23 protein-coding genes and 2 tRNA genes are annotated in these 26,960 nt (G+C 42.4%); 12 read left to right on the top strand and 13 right to left on the bottom strand.

Annotated elements, in window-relative coordinates; genetic code table 11:
- Positions 1-7: 7 nt before the first annotated feature.
- Positions 8-1,624, top strand: a complete 1,617-nt coding sequence (locus MusilaSJ_RS14700) for a RagB/SusD family nutrient uptake outer membrane protein (RefSeq protein ID WP_274985713.1) — start codon at positions 8-10, stop codon at positions 1,622-1,624.
- A gap of 76 nt (positions 1,625-1,700) precedes the next feature.
- On the top strand, positions 1,701-2,795 hold the full coding sequence (locus tag MusilaSJ_RS14695) for a phosphatidylinositol-specific phospholipase C1-like protein (RefSeq protein WP_274985712.1): 1,095 nt from the start codon (positions 1,701-1,703) through the stop codon (positions 2,793-2,795).
- 73 nt (positions 2,796-2,868) lie between these two features.
- Here MusilaSJ_RS14695 and MusilaSJ_RS14690 read toward each other — a convergent pair whose 3' ends face one another.
- Both MusilaSJ_RS14690 and MusilaSJ_RS14685 read right to left on the bottom strand, forming a co-directional pair.
- Positions 2,869-3,150: a DUF4242 domain-containing protein gene (locus MusilaSJ_RS14690; protein WP_274985711.1), complete on the bottom strand. Its 282-nt coding sequence runs from the start codon at positions 3,148-3,150 to the stop codon at positions 2,869-2,871.
- A 255-nt stretch (positions 3,151-3,405) separates the two neighbouring features.
- Complete coding sequence (locus MusilaSJ_RS14685) at positions 3,406-5,262, bottom strand: chloride channel protein (RefSeq protein ID WP_274985710.1); 1,857 nt, start codon at positions 5,260-5,262, stop codon at positions 3,406-3,408.
- 169 nt (positions 5,263-5,431) lie between these two features.
- Here MusilaSJ_RS14685 and MusilaSJ_RS14680 point away from each other — a divergent pair, with 169 nt between their 5' ends.
- Both MusilaSJ_RS14680 and MusilaSJ_RS14675 read left to right on the top strand, forming a co-directional pair.
- A complete protein-coding gene (locus tag MusilaSJ_RS14680) occupies positions 5,432-5,665 on the top strand; it encodes a hypothetical protein (RefSeq protein ID WP_274985709.1) in 234 nt (77 codons plus the stop codon).
- A gap of 49 nt (positions 5,666-5,714) precedes the next feature.
- Positions 5,715-6,416, top strand: a complete 702-nt coding sequence (locus MusilaSJ_RS14675) for a Crp/Fnr family transcriptional regulator (protein WP_274985708.1) — start codon at positions 5,715-5,717, stop codon at positions 6,414-6,416.
- Positions 6,417-6,441: 25 nt separating this feature from the next.
- On the opposite strand, the gene MusilaSJ_RS14670 is transcribed toward MusilaSJ_RS14675, so the two are convergent.
- Complete coding sequence (locus MusilaSJ_RS14670) at positions 6,442-9,117, bottom strand: TonB-dependent receptor (protein WP_274985707.1); 2,676 nt, start codon at positions 9,115-9,117, stop codon at positions 6,442-6,444.
- Positions 9,114-10,040 (bottom strand): GLPGLI family protein, encoded by a 927-nt coding sequence (locus tag MusilaSJ_RS14665; protein ID WP_274985706.1) that lies wholly within the window; start codon positions 10,038-10,040, stop codon positions 9,114-9,116. The genes MusilaSJ_RS14670 and MusilaSJ_RS14665 overlap by 4 nt, the downstream gene beginning before the upstream one ends.
- Positions 10,041-10,272: 232 nt before the next feature.
- Here MusilaSJ_RS14665 and MusilaSJ_RS14660 point away from each other — a divergent pair, with 232 nt between their 5' ends.
- Complete coding sequence (locus MusilaSJ_RS14660) at positions 10,273-11,421, top strand: sensor histidine kinase (RefSeq protein ID WP_274985705.1); 1,149 nt, start codon at positions 10,273-10,275, stop codon at positions 11,419-11,421.
- Positions 11,418-12,110, top strand: a complete 693-nt coding sequence (locus MusilaSJ_RS14655; RefSeq protein ID WP_274985704.1) for a LytR/AlgR family response regulator transcription factor — start codon at positions 11,418-11,420, stop codon at positions 12,108-12,110. Before MusilaSJ_RS14660 ends, MusilaSJ_RS14655 begins: the two co-directional genes overlap by 4 nt.
- A 15-nt stretch (positions 12,111-12,125) precedes the next feature.
- On the opposite strand, the gene MusilaSJ_RS14650 is transcribed toward MusilaSJ_RS14655, so the two are convergent.
- The 5 genes from MusilaSJ_RS14650 to MusilaSJ_RS14630 all read right to left on the bottom strand — a co-directional run bounded on the left by MusilaSJ_RS14650 (position 12,126) and on the right by MusilaSJ_RS14630 (position 18,986).
- Positions 12,126-12,524, bottom strand: coding sequence for a (R)-mandelonitrile lyase (locus MusilaSJ_RS14650; RefSeq protein WP_274985703.1), 399 nt, complete (start codon positions 12,522-12,524; stop codon positions 12,126-12,128).
- 40 nt (positions 12,525-12,564) lie between these two features.
- Positions 12,565-16,236: an FtsX-like permease family protein gene (locus tag MusilaSJ_RS14645; RefSeq protein WP_274985702.1), complete on the bottom strand. Its 3,672-nt coding sequence runs from the start codon at positions 16,234-16,236 to the stop codon at positions 12,565-12,567.
- Positions 16,237-16,524: 288 nt separating this feature from the next.
- Positions 16,525-17,289 carry a type I methionyl aminopeptidase gene (gene map / locus MusilaSJ_RS14640; protein WP_274985701.1) on the bottom strand — a complete coding sequence of 255 codons (765 nt, stop codon included), beginning with the start codon at positions 17,287-17,289 and terminating at the stop codon, positions 16,525-16,527.
- A gap of 173 nt (positions 17,290-17,462) precedes the next feature.
- A complete protein-coding gene (locus tag MusilaSJ_RS14635; RefSeq protein WP_274985700.1) occupies positions 17,463-18,032 on the bottom strand; it encodes a dihydrofolate reductase family protein in 570 nt (189 codons plus the stop codon).
- Between the two features lie 78 nt (positions 18,033-18,110).
- A complete protein-coding gene (locus tag MusilaSJ_RS14630) occupies positions 18,111-18,986 on the bottom strand; it encodes an alpha/beta fold hydrolase (protein WP_274985699.1) in 876 nt (291 codons plus the stop codon).
- A gap of 396 nt (positions 18,987-19,382) precedes the next feature.
- Here MusilaSJ_RS14630 and MusilaSJ_RS14625 point away from each other — a divergent pair, with 396 nt between their 5' ends.
- From MusilaSJ_RS14625 to MusilaSJ_RS14610, 4 genes are all read left to right on the top strand, one after another.
- Positions 19,383-19,631: a hypothetical protein gene (locus MusilaSJ_RS14625; RefSeq protein WP_274985698.1), complete on the top strand. Its 249-nt coding sequence runs from the start codon at positions 19,383-19,385 to the stop codon at positions 19,629-19,631.
- A 351-nt stretch (positions 19,632-19,982) separates the two neighbouring features.
- A complete protein-coding gene (locus MusilaSJ_RS14620) occupies positions 19,983-20,303 on the top strand; it encodes an ArsR/SmtB family transcription factor (protein ID WP_274985697.1) in 321 nt (106 codons plus the stop codon).
- Positions 20,300-20,800: an SRPBCC family protein gene (locus MusilaSJ_RS14615; RefSeq protein ID WP_274985696.1), complete on the top strand. Its 501-nt coding sequence runs from the start codon at positions 20,300-20,302 to the stop codon at positions 20,798-20,800. Before MusilaSJ_RS14620 ends, MusilaSJ_RS14615 begins: the two co-directional genes overlap by 4 nt.
- A gap of 65 nt (positions 20,801-20,865) precedes the next feature.
- Entirely contained in the window at positions 20,866-21,300 is a 435-nt protein-coding gene (locus MusilaSJ_RS14610; protein ID WP_274985695.1) for a VOC family protein, read from the top strand.
- A gap of 401 nt (positions 21,301-21,701) precedes the next feature.
- Here the strand turns inward: MusilaSJ_RS14610 and MusilaSJ_RS14605 are convergent, their stop codons facing one another.
- From MusilaSJ_RS14605 to MusilaSJ_RS14590, 4 genes are all read right to left on the bottom strand, one after another.
- A complete protein-coding gene (locus MusilaSJ_RS14605) occupies positions 21,702-23,654 on the bottom strand; it encodes a hypothetical protein (protein WP_274985694.1) in 1,953 nt (650 codons plus the stop codon).
- Positions 23,655-23,663: 9 nt separating this feature from the next.
- Positions 23,664-24,203 (bottom strand): Panacea domain-containing protein, encoded by a 540-nt coding sequence (locus tag MusilaSJ_RS14600; protein WP_274985693.1) that lies wholly within the window; start codon positions 24,201-24,203, stop codon positions 23,664-23,666.
- Between the two features lie 634 nt (positions 24,204-24,837).
- Positions 24,838-24,909, bottom strand: a tRNA-Glu gene (locus MusilaSJ_RS14595).
- A gap of 106 nt (positions 24,910-25,015) precedes the next feature.
- Positions 25,016-25,090 (bottom strand) — tRNA-Glu (locus MusilaSJ_RS14590).
- Positions 25,091-25,285: 195 nt separating this feature from the next.
- Here MusilaSJ_RS14590 and MusilaSJ_RS14585 point away from each other — a divergent pair.
- On the top strand, positions 25,286-25,567 hold the full coding sequence (locus MusilaSJ_RS14585; protein WP_274985692.1) for a DUF427 domain-containing protein: 282 nt from the start codon (positions 25,286-25,288) through the stop codon (positions 25,565-25,567).
- A gap of 4 nt (positions 25,568-25,571) precedes the next feature.
- Positions 25,572-26,957: a mercuric reductase gene (locus tag MusilaSJ_RS14580; RefSeq protein ID WP_274985691.1), complete on the top strand. Its 1,386-nt coding sequence runs from the start codon at positions 25,572-25,574 to the stop codon at positions 26,955-26,957.
- Positions 26,958-26,960 lie beyond the last annotated feature (3 nt).

Raw genomic sequence — 26,960 nt, 5'->3', positions numbered from 1 at the left:
ACAAAAGATGAAAAAGATATTTTTTATATGTGCTGCTATTGCTGTGATCATGAGCACATATTCATGTACAAAATTAGATGTACCTGTTGAATCACAATACGTAAAATCAAACTTCCCGGTTACCGATGCCGATTATACTGCATTACTGGGTACCATTTATTCAAACCTGTCGTCAAGTTATGCTGTACCATACTGGCGCATGCAGGACCTGTCTACCGATGAGGCTATCCTGCCCGCTCGCGATGGCAACTTTGACGATGGCGGCCAGTATCGTCAGTTACACTACCATACCTGGACTTTTGATCACCCTAACGTTATCAGCGTTTGGCAATGGGGCTTTGGCGGTATCAATACCTGTAACCGTATTATCAGCGTAATCAATGCCTCATCATCAACGGCGGCAAAAAAAGCATCGTCTGTTGCCGAAGTTAAAGCCATGCGCGCGCTATACCTTTATTTCATGATGGATCTGTATGGAAACGTACCTATCATTACTGATTTCCCGGTAACTACACAACCGGCCAATCAGCCGCGTGCTAAAGTGTATGAGTTTATTGAAAGCGAGCTTAAAAGCGTTTTGCCTTTATTGCCGGCCAAAACCAGCAATGCAGCAACAAACGTAGGCCAGTACGGCCGCCCGACAAAAGGCATGGTGTTTGCCCTGCTTGCAAAAATGTACCTGAACTCAGGTGTATATATTAACTCAAACCGCTACCAGGAAACAGTAGCGATGTGCGATAGTGTTCAAAACAATACCAACTATTTCCTTGATGCTAAATACAGGGATATATTTTTGCCAACCAATGGTCCCGGGGTTAACGAAACCATATTTGCGGTACCTTATGACCAGCAAATACCCGGCAACCAGTTTACCCGTTTTGGCTTCTTTTATTACCTGGTACAAGCATACGGATTTAACGTTGGCTTAAGTATCGCCATGAGCACCACGCCCGAGTTCTATAACCGCTTTAACATTCCCGGCGATGACCGTACCAAAACCTGGCTGGCTGGTCCGCAATATTATCCTGATGGCAATGGCGGCTTCACCAACCAACCGGTTTATTACCCGGCCCCAAATGCTACCAAGCAAATTAACATTATTCCAACACTAACACTTACCGGTTTAAAGCCAATGGATTTGGGTAATGATGTGACAACTTCGCAATCGGAAGGTGTACGTTCAATTAAATACTATCCCGATGTTAACATTATCCAGGCTACCCGTTTAAACAGCAATGACGTACCGGTATTCCGTTTGGCGGATATTTACCTGATGAAAGCTGAAGCTATTTTACGCGGCGCTACTCCAACAACAGTAAACGGCGACTTCCAATCGCCACTTACATTAGTAAACAAACTGCGTACCCGTGCCCACGCGGAGCTTGCCACATCAATTGATTTGGATGCCTTATTGGATGAGCGGGCACGCGAGCTTTCATGGGAAGCATGGCGCCGTAATGACCTGATCCGTTATGGTTTGTTTGAGAAAGAATATCCGCTACCGGTTATGGGCGGCAAAACGGACGACCTGAAAATGAACACCGATCCAACCCGCAGGTTATACCCAATTCCATCAACCGAATTAAAAACAAACCCTAACCTGAAACAAAACCCGGGTTATTAATAAAACCATTTTTTACAAAGCGCAAAGGATTTTTCTTTGCGCTTTGTACTTATTAAACACTAAAACCAATTGAACTATGAAACTTATAGGCGGGTTATTTGCCGGTATTATTCTTGCTGCAGCTGTAATTAAGAGCGATCCGGACAATCAAACCATCAACCATTTCCAGGTAATAGGATCGCACAACAGCTATAAGCAGGCAATTGATCCCAAACTATTCCGTTTTCTGCAAAAGCGCGATTCAGTTGGTATGAGCAAGATCGATTATGAACATATCAGTCTTACCGATCAGCTCAATTTAGGCCTAAACGCGTTGGAAATAGATGTTTATGCCGATACTAAGGGAGGTAAGTACGCGCATCCCAAAGGGTTGGACTGGGTGCCGGGACAGCCGGCGTTTGATACCCGGGGCGTAATGAAAGAACCTGGTTTTAAGGTTTTTCATATTGAAGATATCGACTACCGCAGCAACTGTGCTACTTTTAAGCTATGCCTGCAGGAGCTAAAAAAGTGGAGTGATGAACATCCTGATCATAATCCCATTTACATTACCATGAATGCTAAAGACGAGCCGTCAAAAAAACCAGGCTTTACCGTTCCTGAAAAATTTACAGCAAAAACTTTTGCCGACCTGGACAAAGAAATTTTAGATTATCTGGGCAAACAATATTTAATTACCCCGGATGATGTGCGCGGCTCGTACAAAACCCTTGAAACTGCTGTCCTGCATAACAATTGGCCAACGCTTAAAGCGGCCAAAGGGAAATTCATTTTTATTCTTGATGAAAAAGGCGAAAAAAGAGCCGCCTATATCGCCGGTCACCCGTCGTTAAAAGGCCGTGTATTGTTTGCCGACGCATTGCCGGGCACACCTGAAGCCGCCATTCACATTATGAATGATGCTAAAAAGGACCTGGCAGCTATTCAAAAACTGGTTAAGAAAGGGTACATTATCCGTACCCGTGCCGACTCGGATACAGAAGAAGCCCGCGCAAATGATATGAGCTCATTTATAGCAGCGCAAAAATCAGGTGCACAGATCATCAGTACCGATTATTATAAAAAAAGTACCCATTTTAAATCTGATTATGTGATCAGTTTTGCAGGCGGCAATTATTTTAAACCCGATCCGCTGTTTAAAACAACCGCTTCGGTTTCGGCGGGTAACTAAAACGCATCACTATAAAATAATAGAGGCCCGTAGTTTTAATACGGGCCTGTTTTGTTACCAGCCGGCATTGATATTAAACTGTGGCGGTGCTTGTTGTTGGATCAATGATGGCTTTAACTTCGGCAATGCTGGTTATCGGAAAGCCTCCTTTCATGGCATGCTCGCGAACAACATCTTCACTTTCGGCAATGTGAATGCAATAGATCTTATCAGCCGTAACAAACGACTGGATCCAATGGTATGGCTTTCCCAATTCATTTACAACCGAACACGATGCCTGTGAAATAGCCTGTAACTCCTCGGGCGACAGGTTGCCGGCGCCGGGCAGCTCCCTTTCAATTACAAATTTTTTCATAAAACATGATTTAATGGTTAAATATTACTTTCAACAGCAACGTTAAATCAAACAGGTGTAATTGGCGGAAATGGAAGATAAAATGCTGCTAAACAAGTAGCAACGTTTTATAAATCAAAGCTATAGAATAAATAAGCAATAACCCAGTTTCGGCGTATTTAATTTTTTACAAGACAGGAACGTTCAGAAAAAAAGAAACCCCGCCTGATCTTACATCACGCGGGGTTTCTTTTTTAATTCAAACGCCTTTTATTTTTAAGATTTAGCCCTGCTGCGGCCACGGGCAGCAATTTTAAGCCTACGCCGTTTAAGGGAGATCTGCGTATTTTGCTTCCTGTTTTCGGCAACATACTGATAGTAGGTGTTTAAGATCTCTTTATAGGAGATTTGCCCGGTTATGGTATTTCCGGCGGCAATAACGGGAAGCACCTCTACCGATTCTTCAGCCATAATCTCCACAACGCGTTTCAGCGGATCATTGCTCTTCACGGCCTGTTTACTTGCCCGGGTTATATTACTTATGGTGAGTTCAGCAGAAATACTGTGGTTATAAATGTCGGCCAGGCTAACCATACCTGCATAGCTGCCATCATTATTAGTCACTATAAAAAAACTCTGGGCAATATTATTTCCGGTAAGCCGGGCCCTGGTTTCGGCTATGGTACTATTGCTTTTTAAGGTTTCACCAACGTCATTGTTAACGTCGGCAACAGTCAATACCTGTAACAAATCGGGCTCGTACGAGTCAGGTGTGTATACACCGCGACGGGCGATTTTTTCGGTCATGATGGTATTCTCCATCAGGAAGAACGAAACCAGGTATGATGCTGTACAAGCGCCGAGCAGCGGCAGCAATGCATGCGATTGCATAGTGGCTTCCAGCGCGAAGGTGATACTGGTTAAATAGGCCCTTGAAGCACCTGCAAACATAGCGGCCATGCCAATAAGCGCGGCTATTGGAATACTTATACCCGAATCAGGAAATACCAGGTGCACCAGTGCACCAAAAGCTGCACCAGCCGCGCCGCCAATAGTTAACAATGGAGCCAGCGTACCGCCCGAAGTACCGCTGCCCAGGGCTATTGCCCATGAAAGGAATTTGAATAAACACAAACGCACAATTAACATCAATGATAATGTGCCCGAAAGAATAGTGATGATATTATCATATCCTACACCAAGGGTGTGCGGCGCAAAATAGCCTATCAGTCCTACTGCCAGGCCACCAATTGCAGGCCACCACATCCAGTGGATGGGCAGTTTTTCAAAGCTATCTTCAATAAAATAAACTATTTTGGTAAGCCCTAATGATATAAAGCCAATGACCAGGCCAATGATGCTATAAATAGCCAGGGCGGTATTTGAAGGTGTATCTACATCAGGCATCGGGAATACAGGTCCGGCTTCAAACAATAGATGGTGTCCGGCTGCTCCGGTGATACAAGCTAATGCCACCGGTAATATGGCCCTGGGCGAAAACTCGAACAGCAACAGCTCAATAGCTAAAAACACCGCTGCTATGGGTGTGCCAAATATGGCCGACATACCCGCTGTTGCTCCTGCTGCCAAAATAATTTTACGCTCGTTGGGCGATATTTTGAATAACTGGCCAAAGGTTGAACCAAGTGCCCCGCCGGTTGCAATAATAGGCCCCTCGGCGCCAAATGGCCCACCGGTACCTATAGCTATGGCCGATGATACAGGTTTCAGAAAGGTTATAACAGGTTTTATCTTGCTTTTATTTACCAGGATCTGCTCCATTGCCTCAGGTATGCCATGCCCCCTGATAGCCTTTGAGCCATACAGGGCCATAAAACCTACTATAATGCCGCCTATAGCCGGTATAACAATTACCCATAAGCCTAAATGGTTATTGGCCGGGCTGTGAAAGCCGGCATCCAGCGTTCCGTAAAATGAAATATTGGTAACGATATTAATAAGATAGATAAGGCCTTTGGCTATTACGCTGATGAGACCGGCAATAAGAATACAAAGTGCCGATATAAAGATCAGCCTTGTTTTCATTTGCCTGGTGCCTTTTAAGCCGGATTTAAAATTATAAAGATCATTTAGTGAAGGTGAAACCGGGATAGCATTCTGTTTTGTTTCCATGTTTTAATTAGTCCCGCTTCATTTTTTAAGGGACTGCTTTATTTTATTGCAAAGGTAATACTTAAAGGGGGTATAAGTAAACTTTATTTTCGATTTTGTATTGCACATGCAATATAATTATCTAACATTTGCTTAATTTTTTAAAAAATCTATTGCACAAATAATAATTATGAAAATTGCCAGTCTCATTCTTTCTGTGTTAGGTGCTGTATGCATCATTGCCGGATTATTATTATTCAGGAACCTGAATACCGTTAACCCTTTCGATTCCCATCCCTGGGCCATTTACATTAATGGCATCCGCTCATTCCCATGGCCTGTTTTTGGCGGCGCGGTATTGTTAAGTTTGGGAGTTATTTTTAATATGGCTACCTGGGAGCAGCCAAAAGGCCGCCGCTTTTAATAAATTAGCATGTTTTTATAACAGCACCGGCTTAAATACAAATCAATAAATGGCGAAAAACAAAGATAAATGCGATTTGGGGACTTGCTTTTTATGTACACATTGCCTGCCCGACTGGATACCCGCCATTAGCGCCGCCAGGCAAAATATCGTTATTAAAAAAGGGCAGCAGATCTTCAAAGAAGGCGACCCCGTTACCGGCATTTACTTTGTTTATTCGGGCACGGTAAAAGTCCATAAAAAGTGGGATAAGGAAAAAGAGCTTATTCTCCGTTTTGCCCGCGAAGGCGATATTGTTGGGCATCTTGGTTTAGGCAGTACTGAGTTTTACCCGGTTTCGGCCACGGCCATTGAAGCGGGCATAGTTTGCTATATCGATATGCCCTTTTTTGAAAGTACACTGCAGGTTAACAATAACTTTGTTATAAAGCTGATGCGCTTCTTTGCCAACGAATTGCAGGAATCCGAAAAACGGATGCGTAATCTGGCGCATATGCCCGTTAAGGGCCGTGTAGCCCAGGCTTTTATTTCGCTTAAAAATAAATTCGGGCTAAATGAACAGGGCTTTATCAATATTGAACTTACCCGGCAGGACCTGGCCTCATTTACAGGCGCGGCCTATGAATCACTGTTTCGCACCATTAATGATTTTATCGATGAGGAGATCATCGAAATATCGGGCAAAAGCATCCGCATAAAAAATGAAGCCACATTGCTGAAACTGACGGAAGAGGAGCAGCAGGCGGGATAGGCTGCCTGAAAAAACCTGATGCCACTCAAATATGAAACATTACCTTGAGCAGTACAATCCTTCCCGGCAGTGTGTACGAACTGGCGGTTAATGTATTGGCCGATAAATAAAGCGTGTTATAAGTTTTTACGTTCAGGAAGTTGACGGCACTCAGCTCCAGGTCGGTCTTCCATTTTTCGACCCTGAATTTTGCCGAAGCATCTGCAAAAAAGTATTTGAGATCAGGATTGCCCTGCTGGCGGGTAAAGTAATGCTCGCCCGATAATTTGAACTGCAAATTGGTTATAGGGTTATAGTTTACCGATGCTTGCTGAAGCAACTGATCAATATGATAAGCTGATGCCTCCGCTGCTGAATGACTTTGTATTTGGGTAAATGCAGCTTTATAGCTAAAGTTTACCTGCTCATTCACTTTGGTATCTGCACCGGCATTTATAGTTCTTGAAATGGTATTGAAAGGCAGCAGCGCGTTATTCTGGATCTGCACCGACTTATTACTTTGCCATTGCATGCCGCCGCTAAAAGTGGTTTTTAAAGCAAAGGAATATTTGCTGACGGTGCCGTTTACTGTCCATGAATCCGTATTGTTGGAATATGGCAGCACTACGCGCTGCCGCAGGGTGTTGGTAATTACTTCCGAAGCAATATTATTGGAAGCGATATGGTTATAAACAATGTTCAGGCTGGCGAACAAAAGGGTTAGCGCTTTGCGGTAGTTAAACCCAAGGGCGGCCAACTGGTTCTGCCGTTCGGTAAGGCCGGCGTTATTGGCATAAAGTGTCCGGTAATCCTTCAGGATATAGCCCTGGTACATATCTTCTATGGTACCCGCCTCGTTGCGGTAGCTGTAAAGCAAATTCAGGTAGTTCTCCATTCCGGTTTGATATTTTACCTTTAGCTGCGGATTGAAATATAGCCTGGTTAAACCTTTGCGTAGTGCATACAGGCTGTCCGAATAATTGATCTGTTGGAGGCTTACGGGTAAGGTGAGGTTCACTTTGAGGATACTACCTGGCAGATCGTAGGCTGCTTCGGCGTATAGTTTTTTCCTTGTCCAGTTTAAATGGTTGATGGAGCTGTCCGATTGCAGGTTGATGGTGTTATTAGTCTGTACAACGTTTAGATCTGAATTTAACTTTTGTGATTGAACGCTGAACCCTGTTCTGAAACTTTGGGTAATGAGGTTCGACGGTATTTTGAAAGAAATATAGTTATTGGTATACCACGCAGGTACATTTACATTTTGTACCAGCTGAGCATAAGGGACATTATTGTTAAATATTGGATTGTTATAGTCCGGCCCAATTGTCCTGCTCTCGGGCTCGGTCGAATGACTGATATAGGAGTAAGCCTGGATAATGTTGTTTGATCTTAAGGATTTGATCAGGTTAAATTCATTGGAAAGACTCAGCGGGTTATCCTTAAATACCTGGTTTACCATGCTGCCGTTTGTATTCAGGTCTGAGCAATTGGTCGATCGGTTGTAATCCATCAGCAACACATTGTTCAGGTAATATTTATCCTGGTTAATGTTCAGTGTAAACTGAGTATGCAATATGTCAGGGCGGAAGCGGTTACGTTGCGTTTCATTGTAGCGCACTGTATCGCCGGGTAAGAAGATGGTAGTGTGCTGGCTGTAATCCTGCCGCCGGGTATCGCGCAAATAGTAAGCATTGATCTTCATCTGCACATTCTTTTTAAAATTGACCAGATTATTGAGATTGACGATTCCCGAGCGATTGAACAGATACCGGTTACGCGATAAAGCCGGGTCATTCACCGAACCAAGCGATAACATGGTGGCCGGCACATCGTTATCGATCCGCTGCATATTATCAGCGAAATTGTGCGATACCAGGTCCTGCTGCAGGTCGTTACCTGTGTTATTGCCTTTAAGGTAATTAATGGCTTTGTACTTATCCTTAAACATCATGGCGTTCAAATCCACGTCATAATTGCCCGGTAAACCCGCGCCGATGCTCTCTTGTCCCACCATCTGTAATTTAGCACCTTTTTTGAAGCTGAGGTTGAGCGCCACATCATCGCTCATTACTTTATTTTGGAGCACTTTAACGGGCTGGTGGTTTTGGATCACCTGAACCTGGTCTACCGCACCCTGCGGTATGGTGGTGGTAGCAATATTATATTTATCGTCAAGCAGGTTATCACCGCCGATGTACAGGTTGGAGATCGGCTTATTGTTATAGCTGATCCTGCCATCTGCGGCAACCGTTATACCCGGCAGTTTTTTGATCACATCGCCAATAACCCTGTCTTGCACACTGCTGAAATCAGATACTTTATAGCTTAGGGTATCGCCGTTCGTTCGCAACACCGGCCGGCTGCTTTTGATCACTACGGCCTGTAACTGGTTGATGGAAACAGATAGAATAAAATCAACAGGCGCCTCCAAATCGGTAATGCCCTTGCTCTGGTTTTTATAGCCTATACAACGCACCTCGATCTGCAGGCCGCTCACAGATGTGTTGGCTGGGAGCGGCAAAACGTAGGCACCTTTGGTATCGGTAATGGCATAGTTTATAATGTTATTAGTGGCCGTGTTTTTGAGGTTAATGGTGGCATAAGGCACCGGTTTCCCGGTGCTGTCTTTCACTGTCCCTTTAATACTTTGACCAAAGCCGGGGGCCGAAAATAGTAACCCTATAACCAGCAGCCATACTGATTTTATAATCCGGCTCATTTCTTTTCAGGCAATTCTATCGGGTTATTGATCACCGGCTGCGGTCCGATCCTGATATCGATTTTTGGGGCAGGCCTGCCCTGACTTGCCGCCTGAGCAGCCACCATTGACTGAGCAAAGGCATTCGGGTCTTTTCGCATGGCCTCCTGCAATTTGGAAAACTCCTTTTCGGTAGTTTTAATGGCATTGGTGGGGAGCTGGATGATATTGGGATCGCCAACCTGGTCGTCCATGCCTATCATCACGGCCATTCGTCCCTGGTTATCCGGAGCGGGGCCGGCTGGCTGATCACCCATTTGGGTAGAGATGACCGCTTTTTCAACCCCGTCAAATTTAAAGCAGACTTCTTTTTTGGTATCATAAGCTTCCATAATTACTCCCGGCAGCCCATTGAGTTTCCAGGGACCTATATGCAGCGGCAGATCAGGACTGAACCAGGCTGTATAATCCCTTCCCTTGAAATGGCCTGTTGCTTTTTGGCAATGCAAGCCTCCAAACGTTGCTGTATCTCCGTTTATTTTCCATTCTATAGCGGGCAGGGCATCTGTTATGAGATAGCTATTGAACAGCAGCGGTTCTTTCCTTGCCAGTTTTTTACCATTCGGAAACTGGTAATAGTCTGTACCCGAGCCCGATGATCTCCGTTGGATATTTACATGTCCGTCGGGTGAGTTGGCTACCTGTTCCTGCACCTTTTTTTTGAATAGCGCATCCTGCAGCTGCTTGTCATAACTTTTGTAAACCCCGGCATTTTTTCCTACAATCAAAACCATGTTCTCGGTGTAGGGGTGCTCCTGGTTGGTGGTATCCCTGATGTGGGAAAACTTGTAGTGTACCAGCACTTGTGCGGTATCCGGTTTTTGTGCCCGGGCCATAATGGTGCATGATAAAAAGACTGTGCACAATAGAAATCGCTTTTTCATAATTTGGATATTTTTAAACAATAGTACCTTACCCTTTAAAGCCACCAAAAACTTTGGTATGAACAGCGTCTTCATTTCTGCATAGAATGGATATTTGTTATTTGAGCTTCTGCCGAAAACAAATTGCCGGCGGCCTTAAGCCCGGATTTCAAAAATTGCCCGTTTAGCCGGCAAATCGCTATATTAACATCAATAATTTATCAATAAGCCGGGCTTAATATACTTTTGAAGAATGCACCGTATCAAGGCCAAACATATCATCGAGATACTGATCCACCTGGCGTTCTGGATAGGGGTGTACTATACCTTGAATTCGCTAACCAGCTCAACGGTCAAGATCAGGGTAAACCACAACGGAAAAATCATGGAAAGGAGTGAGATAGACACCATTTTCCCGTATTCCCGCTTTACACTCGCTTTTCTGGCCCTGCTGTTTTACGGCAATATATTTTGGATCTTTAAAAAGGCTCTTCGCTATAAAAGCTTATTTGCAGGCATCGGCATAGCCGCCGGCTGGTTTATACTTGTCTTTCTTGCCAATTATATTTTGGTTGGTTCTAAATTGAACAATAGCCTGCCCATGGGGCCTCCGCCCCCTGGTTTTGCAGCAGGCAAGGATGGCCTTAATCACCTGATACCAAATCATAACGCCTTTTTTGCAATAGGAAACTGGGTGCACATGCAGCTCACCATGCTGCTTATTTTTTTAACCGCGGCCGGGCTTTCAATAGCCTATTTCTTTTTGAAAGAATGGGCCCGAACTGAACTTGTACGCAATCAGCTGGAGGCTTATCAACTGAGTACTGAGATCAAATTCCTTAAATCGCAGATCAATCCGCATTTCCTGTTTAATACACTCAATAACCTGTTTTCGATGGCCCAGGAAAAGGGGAATGATGAGCTTGCCGACGGGATTTCCAAACTTTCGGGCATGATGCGTTATATGATCTATGACAGCAATGCCGGCGGGGTGCCGCTGAACAAGGAAATAGCATACCTGGAAGACTGCATCACCCTGAATAAACTGCGTTATGCGGATGATGAGGTAAAAGTGATATTTGATCACCCTGCGCAGACGGGAACGGTCGTCGTCGCTCCGATGCTATTTATCCCTTTTGTTGAAAATGCCTTTAAGCACGGCGTTTCTATCGGGCAAACATCCGGGATAGATATTGCCATTGTTCTTTCAGATCATAAGCTGATCTTTACCTGTATCAATACCAAATATAGCGCCATCAAAAAAATGGAGGAAGAGAAAAGCGGCATCGGGCTCGAAAATGTAAAGCGGCGGCTCGATTTGTTGTATCCTGGCAAACATGACCTGCAGATCAATGAAGAACAGGGAATATATATTGTTAAACTCGAAATTGACCTGGAATGATAACCTGCATTGCCATTGATGATGAGCCGAAGGCGCTTGAAGTGATAGAGCGCTATTGCCTTAAAACCAGCCTGGTCGATTTGAAAGCCACCTTTCGCGAACCGGTGAAGGCCATCGAATTCCTGAACCGCGAAAAGGTAGACCTTATTTTTCTGGATATTAATATGCCTGATATAAGCGGAATGCAGTTGGTGCAAACTTTGTCGCCCAAGCCGATGGTCATTTTTACTACCGCTTACAGTCACTATGCAGTAGAGAGCTACGACCTGAATGCCCTCGATTACCTGTTGAAACCGATCACTTTTGAGCGCTTTCTTGCAGCCATAAATAAAGCCACGGCAGCGCTATCTTCAAGAAATGGGGTAAGCAAAGAGGATGAGTCCACCGTTTTTATCAAAAGCGGTCCGCAAACTTACCAGGTTAAGGTAGATGAGATCCTGTACTTGGAAAAAGACGGCAATTATATTACCATTCACCTGAAAGACAGAAAGATCCTGGTGCGCGAAAACATGGGAGATATTTTTGACCTCGTGCCCGCAGCGGATTTTTTACGGGTGCATAAATCATACGTGGTGGCTATCAAACATATTACCATGATCGAAGTACATCAACTTATTATTAACGGCGAAAAAATCCCGATAGGCAGCACTTACCGGGATCTTTTGCGGAGCAGGCTGGGACTTAAATAATATTAATTGGCGTTATTAAGCCTGGTTGTATTGTTCATCAGTTACATGCTCCAGCCAATCAACTACTTTGCCATTAAGATTTTCCTGTATAGCTATGTGGCTCATGCCATTGACAGCCGAGGCGCCATGCCAATGTTTTTCGTTAGGTTCAAACCAAACCACATCTCCCGGGCGTACTTCCTGAACAAGGCCGCCTTCACGCTGTACCCAGCCAATACCTGAAGTAATAATAAGTGTTTGTCCCAGTGGATGCGTATGCCAGGCTGTTCTTGCGCCCGGCTCAAAGGTTACGGTAGCAGATACGCCCCGGCGCGCCTCATTGGCATCAAATAGCGGGTCAATTCGTACCGCGCCGGTGAACCAGTCGGCCGGGCCTTTGCTCGAAGGTTTAGTACCTAATCTTGTAATTTCCATTCTTTTTTATTTTTCCTGGGTTGTAAAGATCGGTTAATTTCTATTCACTTCTCAAACTCTTTACCGGATTAGCTTTTGCCGCTTTTATTGCCTGGAAACTTATGGTTGCAAGTGCAATAACAATTGCTGCCATTCCGCCCGCCGCAAATAGCCACCAACTGATATTGATGCGATAAACATAAGCTTGTAGCCACTGGTGCATATAATACCATGCAATGGGGGTAGCGATGGCAAAGGCGATAGCAATGAGTATGATAAACTCTTTCGAAAACAAATAAACGATGCTGCCTGAAGTAGCCCCAAGTACTTTACGGATACCAACTTCCTTTATCCGTTGTACGGCCATGAACGAGGCTAAGCCATACAAACCCAAACAGCTTAGAAGTATCGCGATGGCGGCAAAAATTTTATATAACTGGGCTAACTGATTTTCCTGTTTGTAAAAACTTGCAATTTTATCATCCAAAAACCGGTATTCATAAACAAAATTGGGAAATGTCTTTTCAAATACTTGTTTAACAGATTGCATCGTCAAAAAAACATTCGTGGTTTTAAGCTTTATACCGGCCTGGTTATACATGGTGATGTTTGTGGCGATAAGCAATGGTGCAAGGCCGTGCCGGAAAGACCTGTCATTAAAATCTTTTAACACGCCAACAACCGGGCATTTTATTACACCATCCCATATGCTGATTTCCTTGTTCAATATATCCTCTGGTTTTTTAAGCCCTAAACTTTTTACAAGCGATTCGTTTACCAAAAACTCCCTGGTAAGGGGGGATGGCTGAAGGTTTCGTCCGGCTATCAACTTTAACTTGTAGGCCGGTACATAGCCTTCGTCGGCAAATTTGGTAATCGCCTTGAAACCTGTTTCTTTTGTTGCATGGTCAAACCTAACTGCGCTCCACGTATCATTACCGTTTTCAATCGGGGTATTCGAACTATAACATACTGCCTGAACGCCGTTTATGGATAATAATTGGTCTCTCAAATAACTCAGCCTGCTCATTCGAAGACTATCTACCCGGAACGGAATATTAACAATTGTTTCTTTATCGAAGCCTAAAGGCTGATCCATAAAATAGTTCATTTGCTTTACAATAACGAGCGTTCCGATGATCAATGCCTGCGCAATGATGAATTGAAACACCACCAGGCCCCTTCTTAATGAAATTCCCTTTGCCGGATCTGTAGTAAGTTTACTTTTTAAAGCATTAACAGGATTGAAACGCGATAAAACAATAGAAGGATAAAAACCCGCCAAGGCGGTTACAACAACTGCCACAGTCAGAAGGAATAAAATAATTGAAGGATTGCTGAATATGTTGAATGAAAGCGACAATTCTAACAACCGGCTTATATAAGGTAATGCAAGTATGGTAATAGCAACTGCAAGTAATACAGCGCTTGCCACGATTAAAAATGTTTCGACAATGAACTGGAGTTGCAATTGCGATTTATTGCTCCCCAAAACCTTTCTGACACCAACCTCTTTTGCCCGGTTAACAGCCTGCGCGGTAGAGAGGTTGATAAAGTTTACACAGGCAATGAGCAGGATGAACGCGGCAATTAGCCACAATACATTGAGCAACTGATGACTGGCTGTTTGGTTGCTGTAGTTGCCTGTTTGTGAATCATAATGAACAGCATTTAATGATTGTATAATATGGCTGTCCTTGTTATCAGAGGATTGTACCTTTTGTGAATAAGCCCTCAGTTGCTGATTAAAATTGTTGGCAGAAAGGCTCTGAGGTAACAAAATATAGCAGCCAAAATCAGTTACGGTTCTGTTCCAATCTGTAGATTTTGCTAAATAGTCCCCGGTAAACCCTGTCCCAAAGCTAACAACAAGTTTGAGCTGAAAGTCGGAATTTGCAGGAATGGTTGCCAGGATCCCCGACACTTTTAATACGTCCGTACCATGCTCAAACATAAAGCCGCCCATTTGCAATTTAATGGTTTTACCCATTGCCGATTTCCAGTCGCCAAAATACTTTTCAGCAACCTCTTTGGTAAGCAATACATTGTCTGGGTCTTTTAATGAAGTATACGAACCGGCAAGCAGCGGGAAGTTAAAAATTTTAAAAAATGAAGGGTTGGTATAAAACAGGCCTCTTTGTTCCTTAAACATTTTTATCGTCGCCCCGTTTTCGTCGGGAATAATTAGCTGGTCATTCTGGCTTGCAAAAATGGGGGCAACCTGTTCTATTTGGGGGAAAGCGGTTTTTAATCCTAAAGGCAACGGAAAGGGGATGTCTTTACCATAGGTAATATCACCGGTTTCTGCGTGATGGTATTCGGTTAGCACACGATAGGCACGGTCTTTCTTAGGGTGAAACCTATCAAAGCTTGTTTGAAACTGTATAATGATAAAGATCATCATACAAACAGCAATACCTACGGCCAGGCCGGTAATGTTAATAGCGGCATAGCTTTTATTGCGCGTTAAATTACGCCAGGCGATTTTGAAATAATTTTTAAACATAAAGTTGCGGTTTGTTTTATCACGAGACCATTTAGGAGCGGTTTCATGATTCAAAACTACCGGCGCAAATTGGGTATCACTTCTCAACTTATAAGTTGGGTACTCTTTTTTTAAGTTATTTTTATAATCCTGCGGGCTTTTCCCGGTCACCTGCTTGAAAATACGACTAAAGGTACTTTGGGAATTAAATCCCGATTCAAACGCGATCCCTAAGAGGGTGATATGATCATTAGCAGGATCCTGCATTTTCCGCGCAGCTGCCTGTACCCGGTATTCGTTAATAAAATCATTGAAGCTTTTTTTGAGCACAGTATTGATGATCCGTGATAACTCATGGGTATGCATACCGAGCTTTTCGGCGAGGGAGCTTAAACTCAATTCAGGATCCTGGTAGTAATTATTTTCTTTAACAACCCGCTTTAACCAGGCGCCTTTTTGCTTCAGTTCCGCTGGTAGTAATGGTTTTAAAACCGGCATGTTATCCGCCTGTGCAGTAACTTCCGGTCTTAAAAATGCTCTTGCCGCCATCCAGATAAGCATGGACATTAGCAGGAGATACAAAGGGTAATAGGCCTGTATGCCCAATTGGTAATCATAATAAAAATAGTCGGCAGCTATAAAAGGGATCCACAACAGCCATAACAATCCGAAGCCTGTCAGTAGGTTATTTATCCATTTTAACTCGTGCCGGTACCGGTCGCCTCCGTTAAATTTTAGCTCCTGGTAAAAGTTTTCGATCAGCTTGCGGCACCGGTATAGATAAATAATGACCGAGATAAATGCTAATAGTAGTAATACAGGGTTTATTCGTTGAAATATCAGCGTATCATAAGTTGCCCGGCCTGTTTTTATACTTTCCAGCACTTCTAAAGCCCAGGCGCTTTGTTCGACTAACAAGGGGCTGAAATGCAGCAGGTCCCTGCGGGTGAATTTATACTCCGGCCGGGTTATTTTAAGGACATAAAAGAAAATGAGCGGGCCAAATGCCAGCGAAAACTGCAGCGGCAGCCGGCCCCAGTTATGAATATAGGTTGACAGCCCGATATCGATGCCCAGGATCCGGACTATCCACAAAGCGGCAATTGCCAATGCCATCGCCAAAAACCGGTTTGCCGACTGGTTTGTTTTTCTGGCGAACCATAAAAGCAGGATAAAAGTGAGGCCGATAAACAGCATCCCAAAAAACGCAGCGTCATAAAGGGTAATATGGAATGTATACGGCTTCAACTAAATGAAAGAGGTTAATAACTACTCCAAATTAATAAAATACTAATGGATAATAGATTAACGGATAAATTAAAGCAGATGGTATATCGATGGAACGAAGTAGTATCCGGTTGGAAGAGCATTTGGCCTGAATAAATGCTATGCTCTGTGTTACGAAAATTTATAGTTGGGGTATTTATCCGCAGATTGTTATTGCATAAATAAAAAGCCGCTCGGTTTGGTAAAGCGGCTTAGTAGTTATCTAATACAAATACTTCAGGGTATAGCCTGATCTATTCCCAAAAAGAATTAATCCCAAATACCGTTCTGCGCTGTGAATATCACGGCCTCACCGCCGGTTACCATAATGGTGTGCTCGTGCTGTGCAACAAAACCGCCTTTATTACCAATTAATGTCCAGCCGTCGGCTTGAGTATCGGCAATTGTCGACCGTGTTGAAATGAATGTCTCTATCGCTACCACCGAATTCTTTTTAAAGCGCGCAGTGTTATACCTGTCGCAGAAGTTGGCAACTTCATGCGGTTCTTCGTGCAAGCTGCGGCCAACACCGTGCCCGGTCAGGTTTTTTATTACCGTGTAGCCGGCTTTTTTGGCTTCAGTTTCAATTAACCTGCCGATCTCCGAAATCCTGACACCGCCTTTAATGTTTTTGATCGCTTTTTTTAAGATCTCTTTCGAGGTATCCACGAGTTTGCCATAGCCATGGATATCCTGCCCTAAAACGAAGGAGCCGCCGTTATCGGCCCAGTAACCATTTAGCTCTGCCGATACATCAATATTTACCAGGTCACCTTCTTTAAGGATCTTATCGGCCGAAGGTATACCGTGCGCTGCTTCCTCATTCACGCTTATACAAGTATGTCCCGGGAAATTGTAGGTTAACAAAGGCGCAGATCTTGCTCCCATCTGTGCCAGCAATTCGCCGCCGTATTCGTCAAGTTCTTTTGTAGAGATACCCGGTTTTGCGTACTCCCGCATCCTCCTGAGCGTAATCGCTACAGCATCGCTGGCCTGCTGCATCCCAATTTTTTCGTCTTCGGTAGTTATCGACATTCTTAAACTTTTATTTGTTGCAAAATTAACAATTAATACGGTTGGCAGGGTTTACCAAATGTCAGTTTGTAAGGGTAGGTGCTGTGTTCCCGGTAGTAATTAAAAAAGCCGCTCTACTTTTGTAAAGTGGCTTTGTAGTGTGTTTGGGAAATTCTTCCCTTCAGGGCGAAAAGTTATTTTTTCAACGGGCCGACGTGCCGGTAAGTGTTGATGAGCAAACCTGTGGGCGTACTCTTCGAGTCGACAAAAGCAAGTTCACGGGCGTCAATAGTGTCAGACAATAAGCGTTTACCCCGGCCAAGCAACACCGGGTAGGTGATGAGCACAACCTCGTCAGCCAGTCCCTGGTCAAGCAACACAGAAGTTAGCGTTGAACTTCCAACGACGATCAGGTCGGGGCCATCGGTTGATTTGAGATCGCGAATAGACGCTATAATATCCTCGCCCAAACCCTTTACCGGTCCCCATTCCAGGCTGTCGGGCCTGTGGGTTACTATGTATTTTGTTGCGGCATTTATAGCATTTGCCATTGGGAAATCCCCGGCAGTAGGCCAAAAGCCGCTAAATATATCGTAAGTGCGGCGGGCAAGCAGCAGGTCGAAGTTAGGCCCGTATGCCTCCAGCAGGGTTGCCGCTCCGGCAGGACTGCGATACGGTGTTGTCCATGCGCCATAGGTATAATCGCCGTCATGTTCTATCACGCCATCCAGCGAGATATGTTCAAAAATTCTGATCTTTCTCATTTGTTTATAAGTAGTTTATAGGTAAATAAAATTCCTTTTCCTGCGGTCATGTTTTTAGATTGTATTATTGCGGCTTTGTTATTGTAAAAAGCCATTCAAAAGATCTGATATCGTTTTTGTCTGCTGCATTAAGCTTACATGTCCCTGTGCAGGAACAATGGCCAAATGTGATTTTGGCATCGGCGCCAAATCAGCAGATATACCACCTCCCAGTAATTGATATGTTTTCATCAATTCCACTTTGTCCAGGCCATCATTATCGCCCGAGATGAGCAATACCGGCGAAGTAATTTTAGCGATATTGGCATCGCCAACGTCAAAGGGTACCCCGGCAAAAACAATCATTTGTTCTATAAACTTTCTCCATTTTGTTTTGTCGGGTGCTACTGCATCATATGCAGTTTTTAAAGGAGTATTGTCAAAAAATTCAGGCTTAAAGCCTTTAAACCCACCATTTACTACGGGCAGCCAGCCATTAGTTTTGTAGGTAGAAGAAATGATCACTAATTTTTTTACCCGTTTAGGGCTTTTTACTGCTAACTGGTAAGCTATGGAGCCTCCCATGCTATACCCTGCAACATCAGCACTATCAATTTTTAGGTAATTCATTACTCCTTCCACATCACTTGCCAGAGTAGCAATGTCTAATTTTCTGTCCGAATATGGTGTATGTCCGTGCCCCTGCATTTCAAGGGCAATTACCTTTCTTGTTTTTGACAGTTCGGGGATTAACTGCGCCCAGTTTAACTCAATGGTATAAAAAGCGCCATGCAGCAAAACGATAGGCTTACCGTCGCCATAAACTTCGTAATAAACTTTGATACCATTAACCGGTGCATAGCCACTGGCGGCAGGCTTAAGCTGTTGCCCTTTACATTGAAATATTGTAAAAAGAAGCATAGCTATTATTAATACCGGTTGGACAACGTTAGATCCTTTGAATACTCTTTTCATGGAATGTTAGTTTAATTGTTTCGATTTGATTGACAATACAAAGATGGCAGGTATTTTAGGCTTGTGTACTGTGTGAAAACGACAAATTGCGGGGTGGATCGCGACACAAAGATATCGCCGGTGAGTTTTCTTTATATTTAAGCCGATATCAACCAAATGCTACTGTACTAAAAGATCCAGTTAAAACCGTTATACTTTTCACTTTCGTAAAGTCTCTTCGTTGGTTGTAGGGGAATTATCCCGAACTTATTGTGCGGCAGTGAGTATGCGGCGCAGGGATGCGGAGTAAAATACTCGTGACTTCTCAGGTAGTTTCCTTTATTTAGTAACTTGTAATCGAAATAGTAGCCTGCAATTTCAACTACTAAAATTTAACCGTTAACAGATATCACATCAATGAAACAAAAAGAATTAGCCGAATTAACAAACGACGAATTATTACAGGAAGCAAGAAAGATCAAGTCTGGTAAGCTTATGGATGCCGTGATCTTTGGTTTTTTAATCGGAGTGTCCGTTTATAGCGTTGCCAGAAATGGGTTTGGATTGTTGACCTTTCTTCCATTGGTTTATATTCCGATAGCGGCGAGGAATAGGGCCCGGAATAAGGAAATAGAGAGATTGGTAACCGAGAGGGGCTTGAAATAGATCCTATTTGGCTTGAGTAGCAGCGCTGGGGTGCAGCGTAGAGTGCCCGTGGCTTCTTAGTTTTGATAAGTCACGGGTACGCCCACACCCGGACTTTTGTGTCGCATCCTCTTGCCAGCGAGGAGAAGGAGCTTTAAGCTGTTTATAATATCTTGAATATTAAACTGTTGTTCAATATTCGGCGATCCCCGGTAAAATCAATCCCCTTGTTTCAATGATGAAACCTACTTGCCTTAACTAATATCCAAACCTTTAAGCTTTCGTTCCCACCCAAAAGATAATCGCAAATAAATTTGCGCAACTCAAAAGTTGCATATATATTTACGCAACTTTTAAGTTGCGCGTTTTAACATGAAACAAGATCTATTCCAGGCCATAGCCGATCCGACACGCAGGGCGATTTTAACTTTAATTGCTATTAAGGCGTTAACGCCTAATGCAATGGCCGAAAAATTTGATATGACCCGGCAGGCAGTATCCAAACATATTAAAGTACTGCATGAATGCGAACTCATTAAACCAGAGCACTCGGGCAGGGAGATTTATTATCACTTTAATGCAAAGAAAATGCAGGAGTTTGATAATTGGTTGGCCCAATTCAGGCAAAGCTGGGAAACACAGTTTAATCAGCTCGACAAAGTATTATCAACAATTAAAAACCAGACAATATGAACAACGATTTGCTATTTGATTTTACCGTTGATAAAGCAGCGCAGAGGGTATTTATAACCCGCGAGCTTGATGCCGGGCTTGACCTGGTATGGGATGCTTTTACCAAACAGGAGATACTTGACCAGTGGGCAGCGCCTGCACCTATGCGCTCCAAAACCAAATACATGAATTTTGAAGTTGGGGGACGGCGATTTTACGCCATGGTAAACCCCGACGGGCAAGAACGCTGGCTGTTGCAGAAATATACTTCTATTACGCCCAAGACCAATTTTAAACTATATAACTCTTTTGCCGACAAAGACGAAAACCCGGAATTGCCGGGCTCAGAATGGGATTACAATTTCAGCGAACAAGATGGCATAACAACGGTGAATATTTCCATTTATAATGAATCGCTGGAACGAATGGAACGCTTAACCGATGGTTTCACCAAAGGAATGATGCTGATGTTGAAAAACCTGGACGATCTGTTTGCAACCTTATCGCAAAAATCATAAGGTAAAATGAATATTAATAACCGAAGAGATAAACAAAAAACATAACAATTTAAAAACTAAAAATTATGAGAGCAATTAATCCCTGGATCAACTTCAATGGTAACGCCCAGGAAGCATTCAATTTTTACAAATCAGTTTTTGGCGGAGAGTTCACCAGGATCATTCGCTTCAAAGACTTAGCTGGCCCTGAATTCCAGGTGGCGGAAAGTGAAGAAAACAAAATAATGTACATTGGTTTACCCCTCGGCAAAAACAATGTATTGATAGCTAATGATGTTCCCGATTTTATAGGGAAGGTAAGTGAAAACGAAAACAGGTCTAAAATATACGCGGGCGCCGAAAGCCGTGAAGAAGCCGACAAAATATTTAACGGATTGTCAGCAGGCGGCGAAGTTGAAGGGCCGATTGGTGATAGTCCCTGGGGTACATACGCCGGTATGTTCAGGGATAAATATGGTATTGAATGGATTGTGGAGTTTGATCCCAGCTATAAAGGGTAGGTTTAAGGGAGAGACAATGTAGCTGTGCAAGGGTAGGCATGTTGCATAATCTAAGAGTTAAAAGAGGCTGTATCATAAATCAATTTTGGCAGATGGCTGCTAAATAAATTTCGGCACCGATCAGTTACTCATCAAAACGGGCAATCTCCGATTAGAAAATTGCCCTTTTTGATGCCATTTTGAGGCTGATTTAAGTCTTTACAAAATTTAATTTCGGCATCGAATGTCGAAATCGATTTATAATACAGCCTCTTTTTATTGGAGCGGCGAAAAGTCAAACTTTTTAGGTGATTTGCGAGCTATACAAAACGCACAAGTATTTTTGAAAAGATATTACTTTCAGAATAGACAGTATTCTCATTAATAGCAACATCTAAAAATTATCAGTATAGTCATTGCCTCTAATGAGGGTGCTTCTTTTGCCTTAAATTGGTTTCCAATTGGCGCGGCTTTAACAAACTATCTAACACTTTTACCTTTTTAACAGAATCAATTTTAAATTGTAACTTCTGAAGTTCATTAGCATTATTAATGACAGGCTTTGAAAAATACAAATAACCAATACCGGAACTTAAACCCAATGAGAACAAAGTGATCATAAACCAATGAATAAAGTTGAAGTTCTTTAATTTAACACCTTCTGGTCTAGTAACGAACCATATCATCAGCACGAATAGACCAAGTCCAAAAGCAAAAAACAATGTGAAGGCAACAGCGTCTTTAACATTTGCAACCTTTGAAAAGATTTGTATCTCATTAGAAACAAACATTACTATCGCCGAGAATATGGAAAGGATTTCGATGTTTCTTTTATCTGTACGTTCAATTTCTTCTTTTACTCCCTTTACAACTTTACGATCTGCATCAATCATTTTCTCTATTTCATACATAGAGTTGAATTTTAGCCGGTCCATTCTATATTCCTCTATTTCTTCACTTAGCTTTTTATAGTTTAAGGGCAAAACAAAAGATGAGGCCACAAAGCAAGCAATGGAATTATTAATCATCACTTTGCATCCTTCATAGTTATTTTGGAAGGCCAGATAATCGGTTTCCTCGCAAATACCAAGATTTTCAATCAACCTTTTTAAGTTTTCTTCAAACTTGGCAATAAGATTATGGATCTCTGTCAATTTTGATTCGTTGGATTCAAATTGGCGCTCGATCTCTGATTTGAGATATTTATTAATGATTTTGTAGTAAGGAAAGAAGTTCTTGTTTTTTCTCTGCTCCGCTCTGTCTGTATACTTTTTTAGCTTTTCCTCCCAGTTGTCCAGTTCTAACTTGCCTTGATCAAGTTCCAGAGATAATATATTATTGTCTAAGTAACAGAAAGTAACATCAGACGCTTTTTGATCAAATAAGCTAAAGCCATTTCTTCCAGTATAATATTGTTCGTATTTGGTTCTTAAATTCTCCAGTGACCCAAGATCACGCTTGTTATCTTTGAAGTATTTAATCAAAATGTGATAATCATTTAAGGTTAATATACCCGCAGTTTCAAATTTATGGAGTGCCGCATCACGCTTTACGATATAATTTGGAGGAGGAAGACCATCATCGTAATGCCCTTCTATTACATCGTTGAATTCGTTAAAATCAGCGACCTTGCTTAACTGTACAGTGGAGTAGTTGAAATTAATTGCGTAAAGATAATTTTGGTGCGATTCCTGCAGTCTAAAAGAAAGTTTGTATAAAAGAAAACCGCATTTTTTTTGCAAGATGTCTACATAGGATATCGATGTTGTATTTTTTAGATGATCATCTATCAACAGTAAGTCTCTAAAATCACTTTCCTGAAACGACAAGCTATGATCTATTTGAGATAACCTAACATTCAATTGGAATACCTTTGCATTTTCACGTGCCGCAGAGTTGCCGTCTTTCACCTTTTCTGAATCATTTTTAATAACAGAGAATAGTGTGCTTGTATTAGATTGATAGATAAGGTGTCGATCAACAAATTCTATTAAAGATCTGTATTTTTTTAAGGTCTGGTTTACCGGAAAAAGAAAGTTAGCTTTAAATTCTTCCTGCGCTACTGCCTCCATTTCAGGGTAGGCTGAAATATCTATATCTGCAACGTCATTTTTTACATAGTTCTCTAATTCGATTAACTTGTTTTTATGCCAAATTAGGTCTGTAACATACTCACCGGAAATGACTGAAAGGTTGAGATGTTCAAAAAATGGAGTAGCTACTCGGTCTAAAATTGAAGCCACTGCTACTTCAATTGATAACACATATGCCTTATCGTTTACATCGTCTCGGGTGATGAGATTTGAAAACTGTGAAGTCCAAGTCGAAGGCAATTGAGTACGAATATGCGTGAGCGCTGCGTCAATGTGGCTCATTTGTGGGGTTTATAATTTAAAAATCTTGGTTTCGTTCATTATCATAGTTGCTGGAATACTCATAGAAAATTTGCCATTTTTCTTTGCTAGTGAAAATACAGTTTTCCAAGATTGCCATTTATGACTTAAATCAACGAGTTGAAATGCGCTATAGTTGATTAGGTCCGGATTTTCATTTTTTAAGCGATTGATTCCATCGTCGATCATATGGATAATATTTTCATCCAATTGTATAGAACCATGATAATTATTAAACCCTTCTTTAAAACTTAATTGATCTCTGGTGATGGTATAACATTGCGATTCATTCATGTGATTTTGAATATCACTTTCTACATGCCCGTAAGGAAGAGCTGCAAAGTCATCAAATACAGTTAATAACCCAGCATCATTAGGGGATGAGGTAACAGCAACAGTAAAAAAAAGCAGTTTTGTAAGTTTTAATCGTGAAAGGTCATTACCTTGTCTCCATTCCCTAACTTGTTCAGAATACCAACGAGTAAGCTGATAAACGGCATAATCGAATGCAGCTAGTTTAGTCGGGTTCATGAGTAATGGTTTTAGTGTGCTTGAGTAAAGTAAGTTAAAAACTACTAAATATGTTGAGAAAATTTATTAACACAACTGTTTTTTATGTGGATAACGAGCCTTGGGTAATTATTTAAGAGTAATTGCAGATGCATGTGTATCCCAATATATGTGAAGTAGATTGCCTAATTGAATATTTAAAAAACCGCAACTCATGCTTTTTCAGTAATGCCATAAGAAGCTCATTGGGGGTGACCGGAGCATTATCTAAAATACTTGTTGGTAAAATAACCATTTAATGAGTGAGTTTTATAGAAAGAAAAATCTCGACCATACTAGCTGTTTCAATTTTTACCAAATTCGGTATTTAGTTGACCGCCAGGAAATTGACATTATCTTGGATTTTCTTTACCTGATGGCAAAAAAGCATCCTGAGACTGAGTAAAGCAAAATGACGGTAACCTGGAGTGAATGTTGAATGTAGTGAAATCGACCTGAACACCTTATAGAGCTTTGTTGTAGACTTTATTGCCTAAGAGCTGATAGAAATGTCTATGCAATTGTCGAACAGCATTTGATCCGGCTGTAACAAGTTAGGTCACAGATTTTACTGCCATAAAAAAAGGAAACGAACAAATCGGTTCGTTTCCTTTAGTAGCCCGTAGGGGAATCGAACCCCTGTTTGAAGAATGAAAATCTCCTGTCCTAACCCCTAGACGAACGGGCCTTTTTTATTTTGTTTCCTGTAACTTGCATTACACAATCCCGGAAAACGCTGGATTGATAACGTATTAAAAAACCCCAGATCTTTCGATTTGAGGTTTCGTGTCTTGTGGTAGCCCGTAGGGGAATCGAACCCCTGTTTGAAGAATGAAAATCTCCTGTCCTAACCCCTAGACGAACGGGCCTTTTTTTATTGTTTCCCTTGATTTGGGATTGCAAAGATAGAGTTTAAATAATAAAATTAAAATAAACAATAAAAAAAATCCAAATTGTTGATGAAAGTTATTGTATATCAATTAAATAAAATAAAAAATTAAGATGGGGCTTGCAAACTTTGCCGGGTTAAAGCTATCTTTATTCCATAAATCAATCATCTTTTTATGAAAGCTATCTGGAATAACCAGGTCATTGCCGAAAGCAATGACACTATTGTTGTTGAAAATAATCATTATTTCCCTAAAGAAAGTGTTAAGGCCGAGTACCTTAAACCGTCCGACGTGCATACAACCTGCCCGTGGAAGGGGTTGGCATCATATTATTCCCTCGATGTTGACGGCAAAGAAAACCAGGATGCCGCCTGGTTTTATCCCGAACCAAAAGATGCTGCAAAAAACATTACCAACTATGTGGCGTTTTGGAAGGGTGTGAAAATTACCGAATAAAACTATGAAAACTTACGATGCCATTGTTATAGGCGCCGGTCAGGCCGGGGCTCCATTAGCCAAAAAATTGGCTAATGCCGGGAAAAAGACCGTTATAATTGAGAAACGATTTTATGGCGGTACTTGCGTTAACGATGGCTGTACGCCTACTAAAACCATGGTTGCTTCGGCAAAGGCGGCTTACATGGCCGGTAAAAGTCATGAATTGGGTGTGCCGGTAAAAAAGTTTTCGGTTGATCTTGCCGCCATAAAAAAACGTAAGGATGATATTGTATTACGCTCGCGTAATGGCGGACTAAAATCTGCCGAAAAAACACAGAACCTCGATGTGGTGTTGGGCGAGGCGACTTTTACCGGCGAAAAAACGGTTGAGATTAAGCTTAACAGCGGTAAAAAGCAAACGATTACTGCGGATCTTATCTTTTTAAACCCGGGTGCGTTGCCTTTGATTCCCGAAATTGAGGGCTTGAATGAGATAAAATATCTCAACTCAACCACCATACTTGATTTGGCAGAAGTACCGGAGCATCTGCTTGTGCTTGGCGGAAATTACATCGGACTGGAGTTTGGGCAGATGTTTCGGCGGTTTGGCAGCAAGGTTACTATTTTAGAAAAATCAGAGCGGATAGTTTCGCATGAGGATGAGGATATTTCTGAAGAGATGCAAAAGATCCTCGAACTGGAGAAAATCGAGATCCTCAATAATGCTCAGGCTGTTAAGTTTAAACAAAAAGCCGGCGGCAAAATAACAGCGACGATAGCTCAAAAAGGAGAGGAGCGAAAAATTAAATGCACCCATTTATTGGTGGCCATCGGCCGCAAACCGCAAACGGAGGCTTTGAATTTGCCCATCGCAGGGATTGAAACGGATGAGCATGGTAATATCAAGGTGAACGACAAGCTGGAAACCTCAGCCGCTGGTGTTTATGCACTTGGTGACGCAAAGGGTGGCCCGGCGTTTACACACATTTCCTATAACGATTATACCATTGTTTACCGTAACCTTTTTGAAAAAACGGATTATAACATCCAGGACCGTCCGGTGCCTTATTGTATGTTTACCGATCCGCAACTGGGCAGGATCGGTTTGGATGAAACCGGGGCAAAAAAGCTGGGGATCAAATATAAAGTAGCAAAGCTGCCCATGGCCCATGTGGCGCGTGCTATTGAAACCGGCGATACGCGTGGTTTTATGAAAGCCATTGTTGATCCGGATACAAAAAAGATCTTAGGTGCTACGGTACTTGGCCCCGAAGGCGGAGAAATCATGACTGTGCTGCAAATGGCCATGGAAGGCGGTATTACTTACGACAGGATCCGCTATTGTGTTTTTGCCCATCCACTGTATTCCGAATCGCTGAATAACCTTTTCATGACTCTTGGGGATTAAAAC

The sequence above is a fragment of the Mucilaginibacter sp. SJ genome, from assembly GCF_028993635.1.
Taxonomy (GTDB): Bacteria; Bacteroidota; Bacteroidia; order Sphingobacteriales; family Sphingobacteriaceae; genus Mucilaginibacter.
This window is presented reverse-complemented; position numbering and strand designations above follow the sequence as displayed.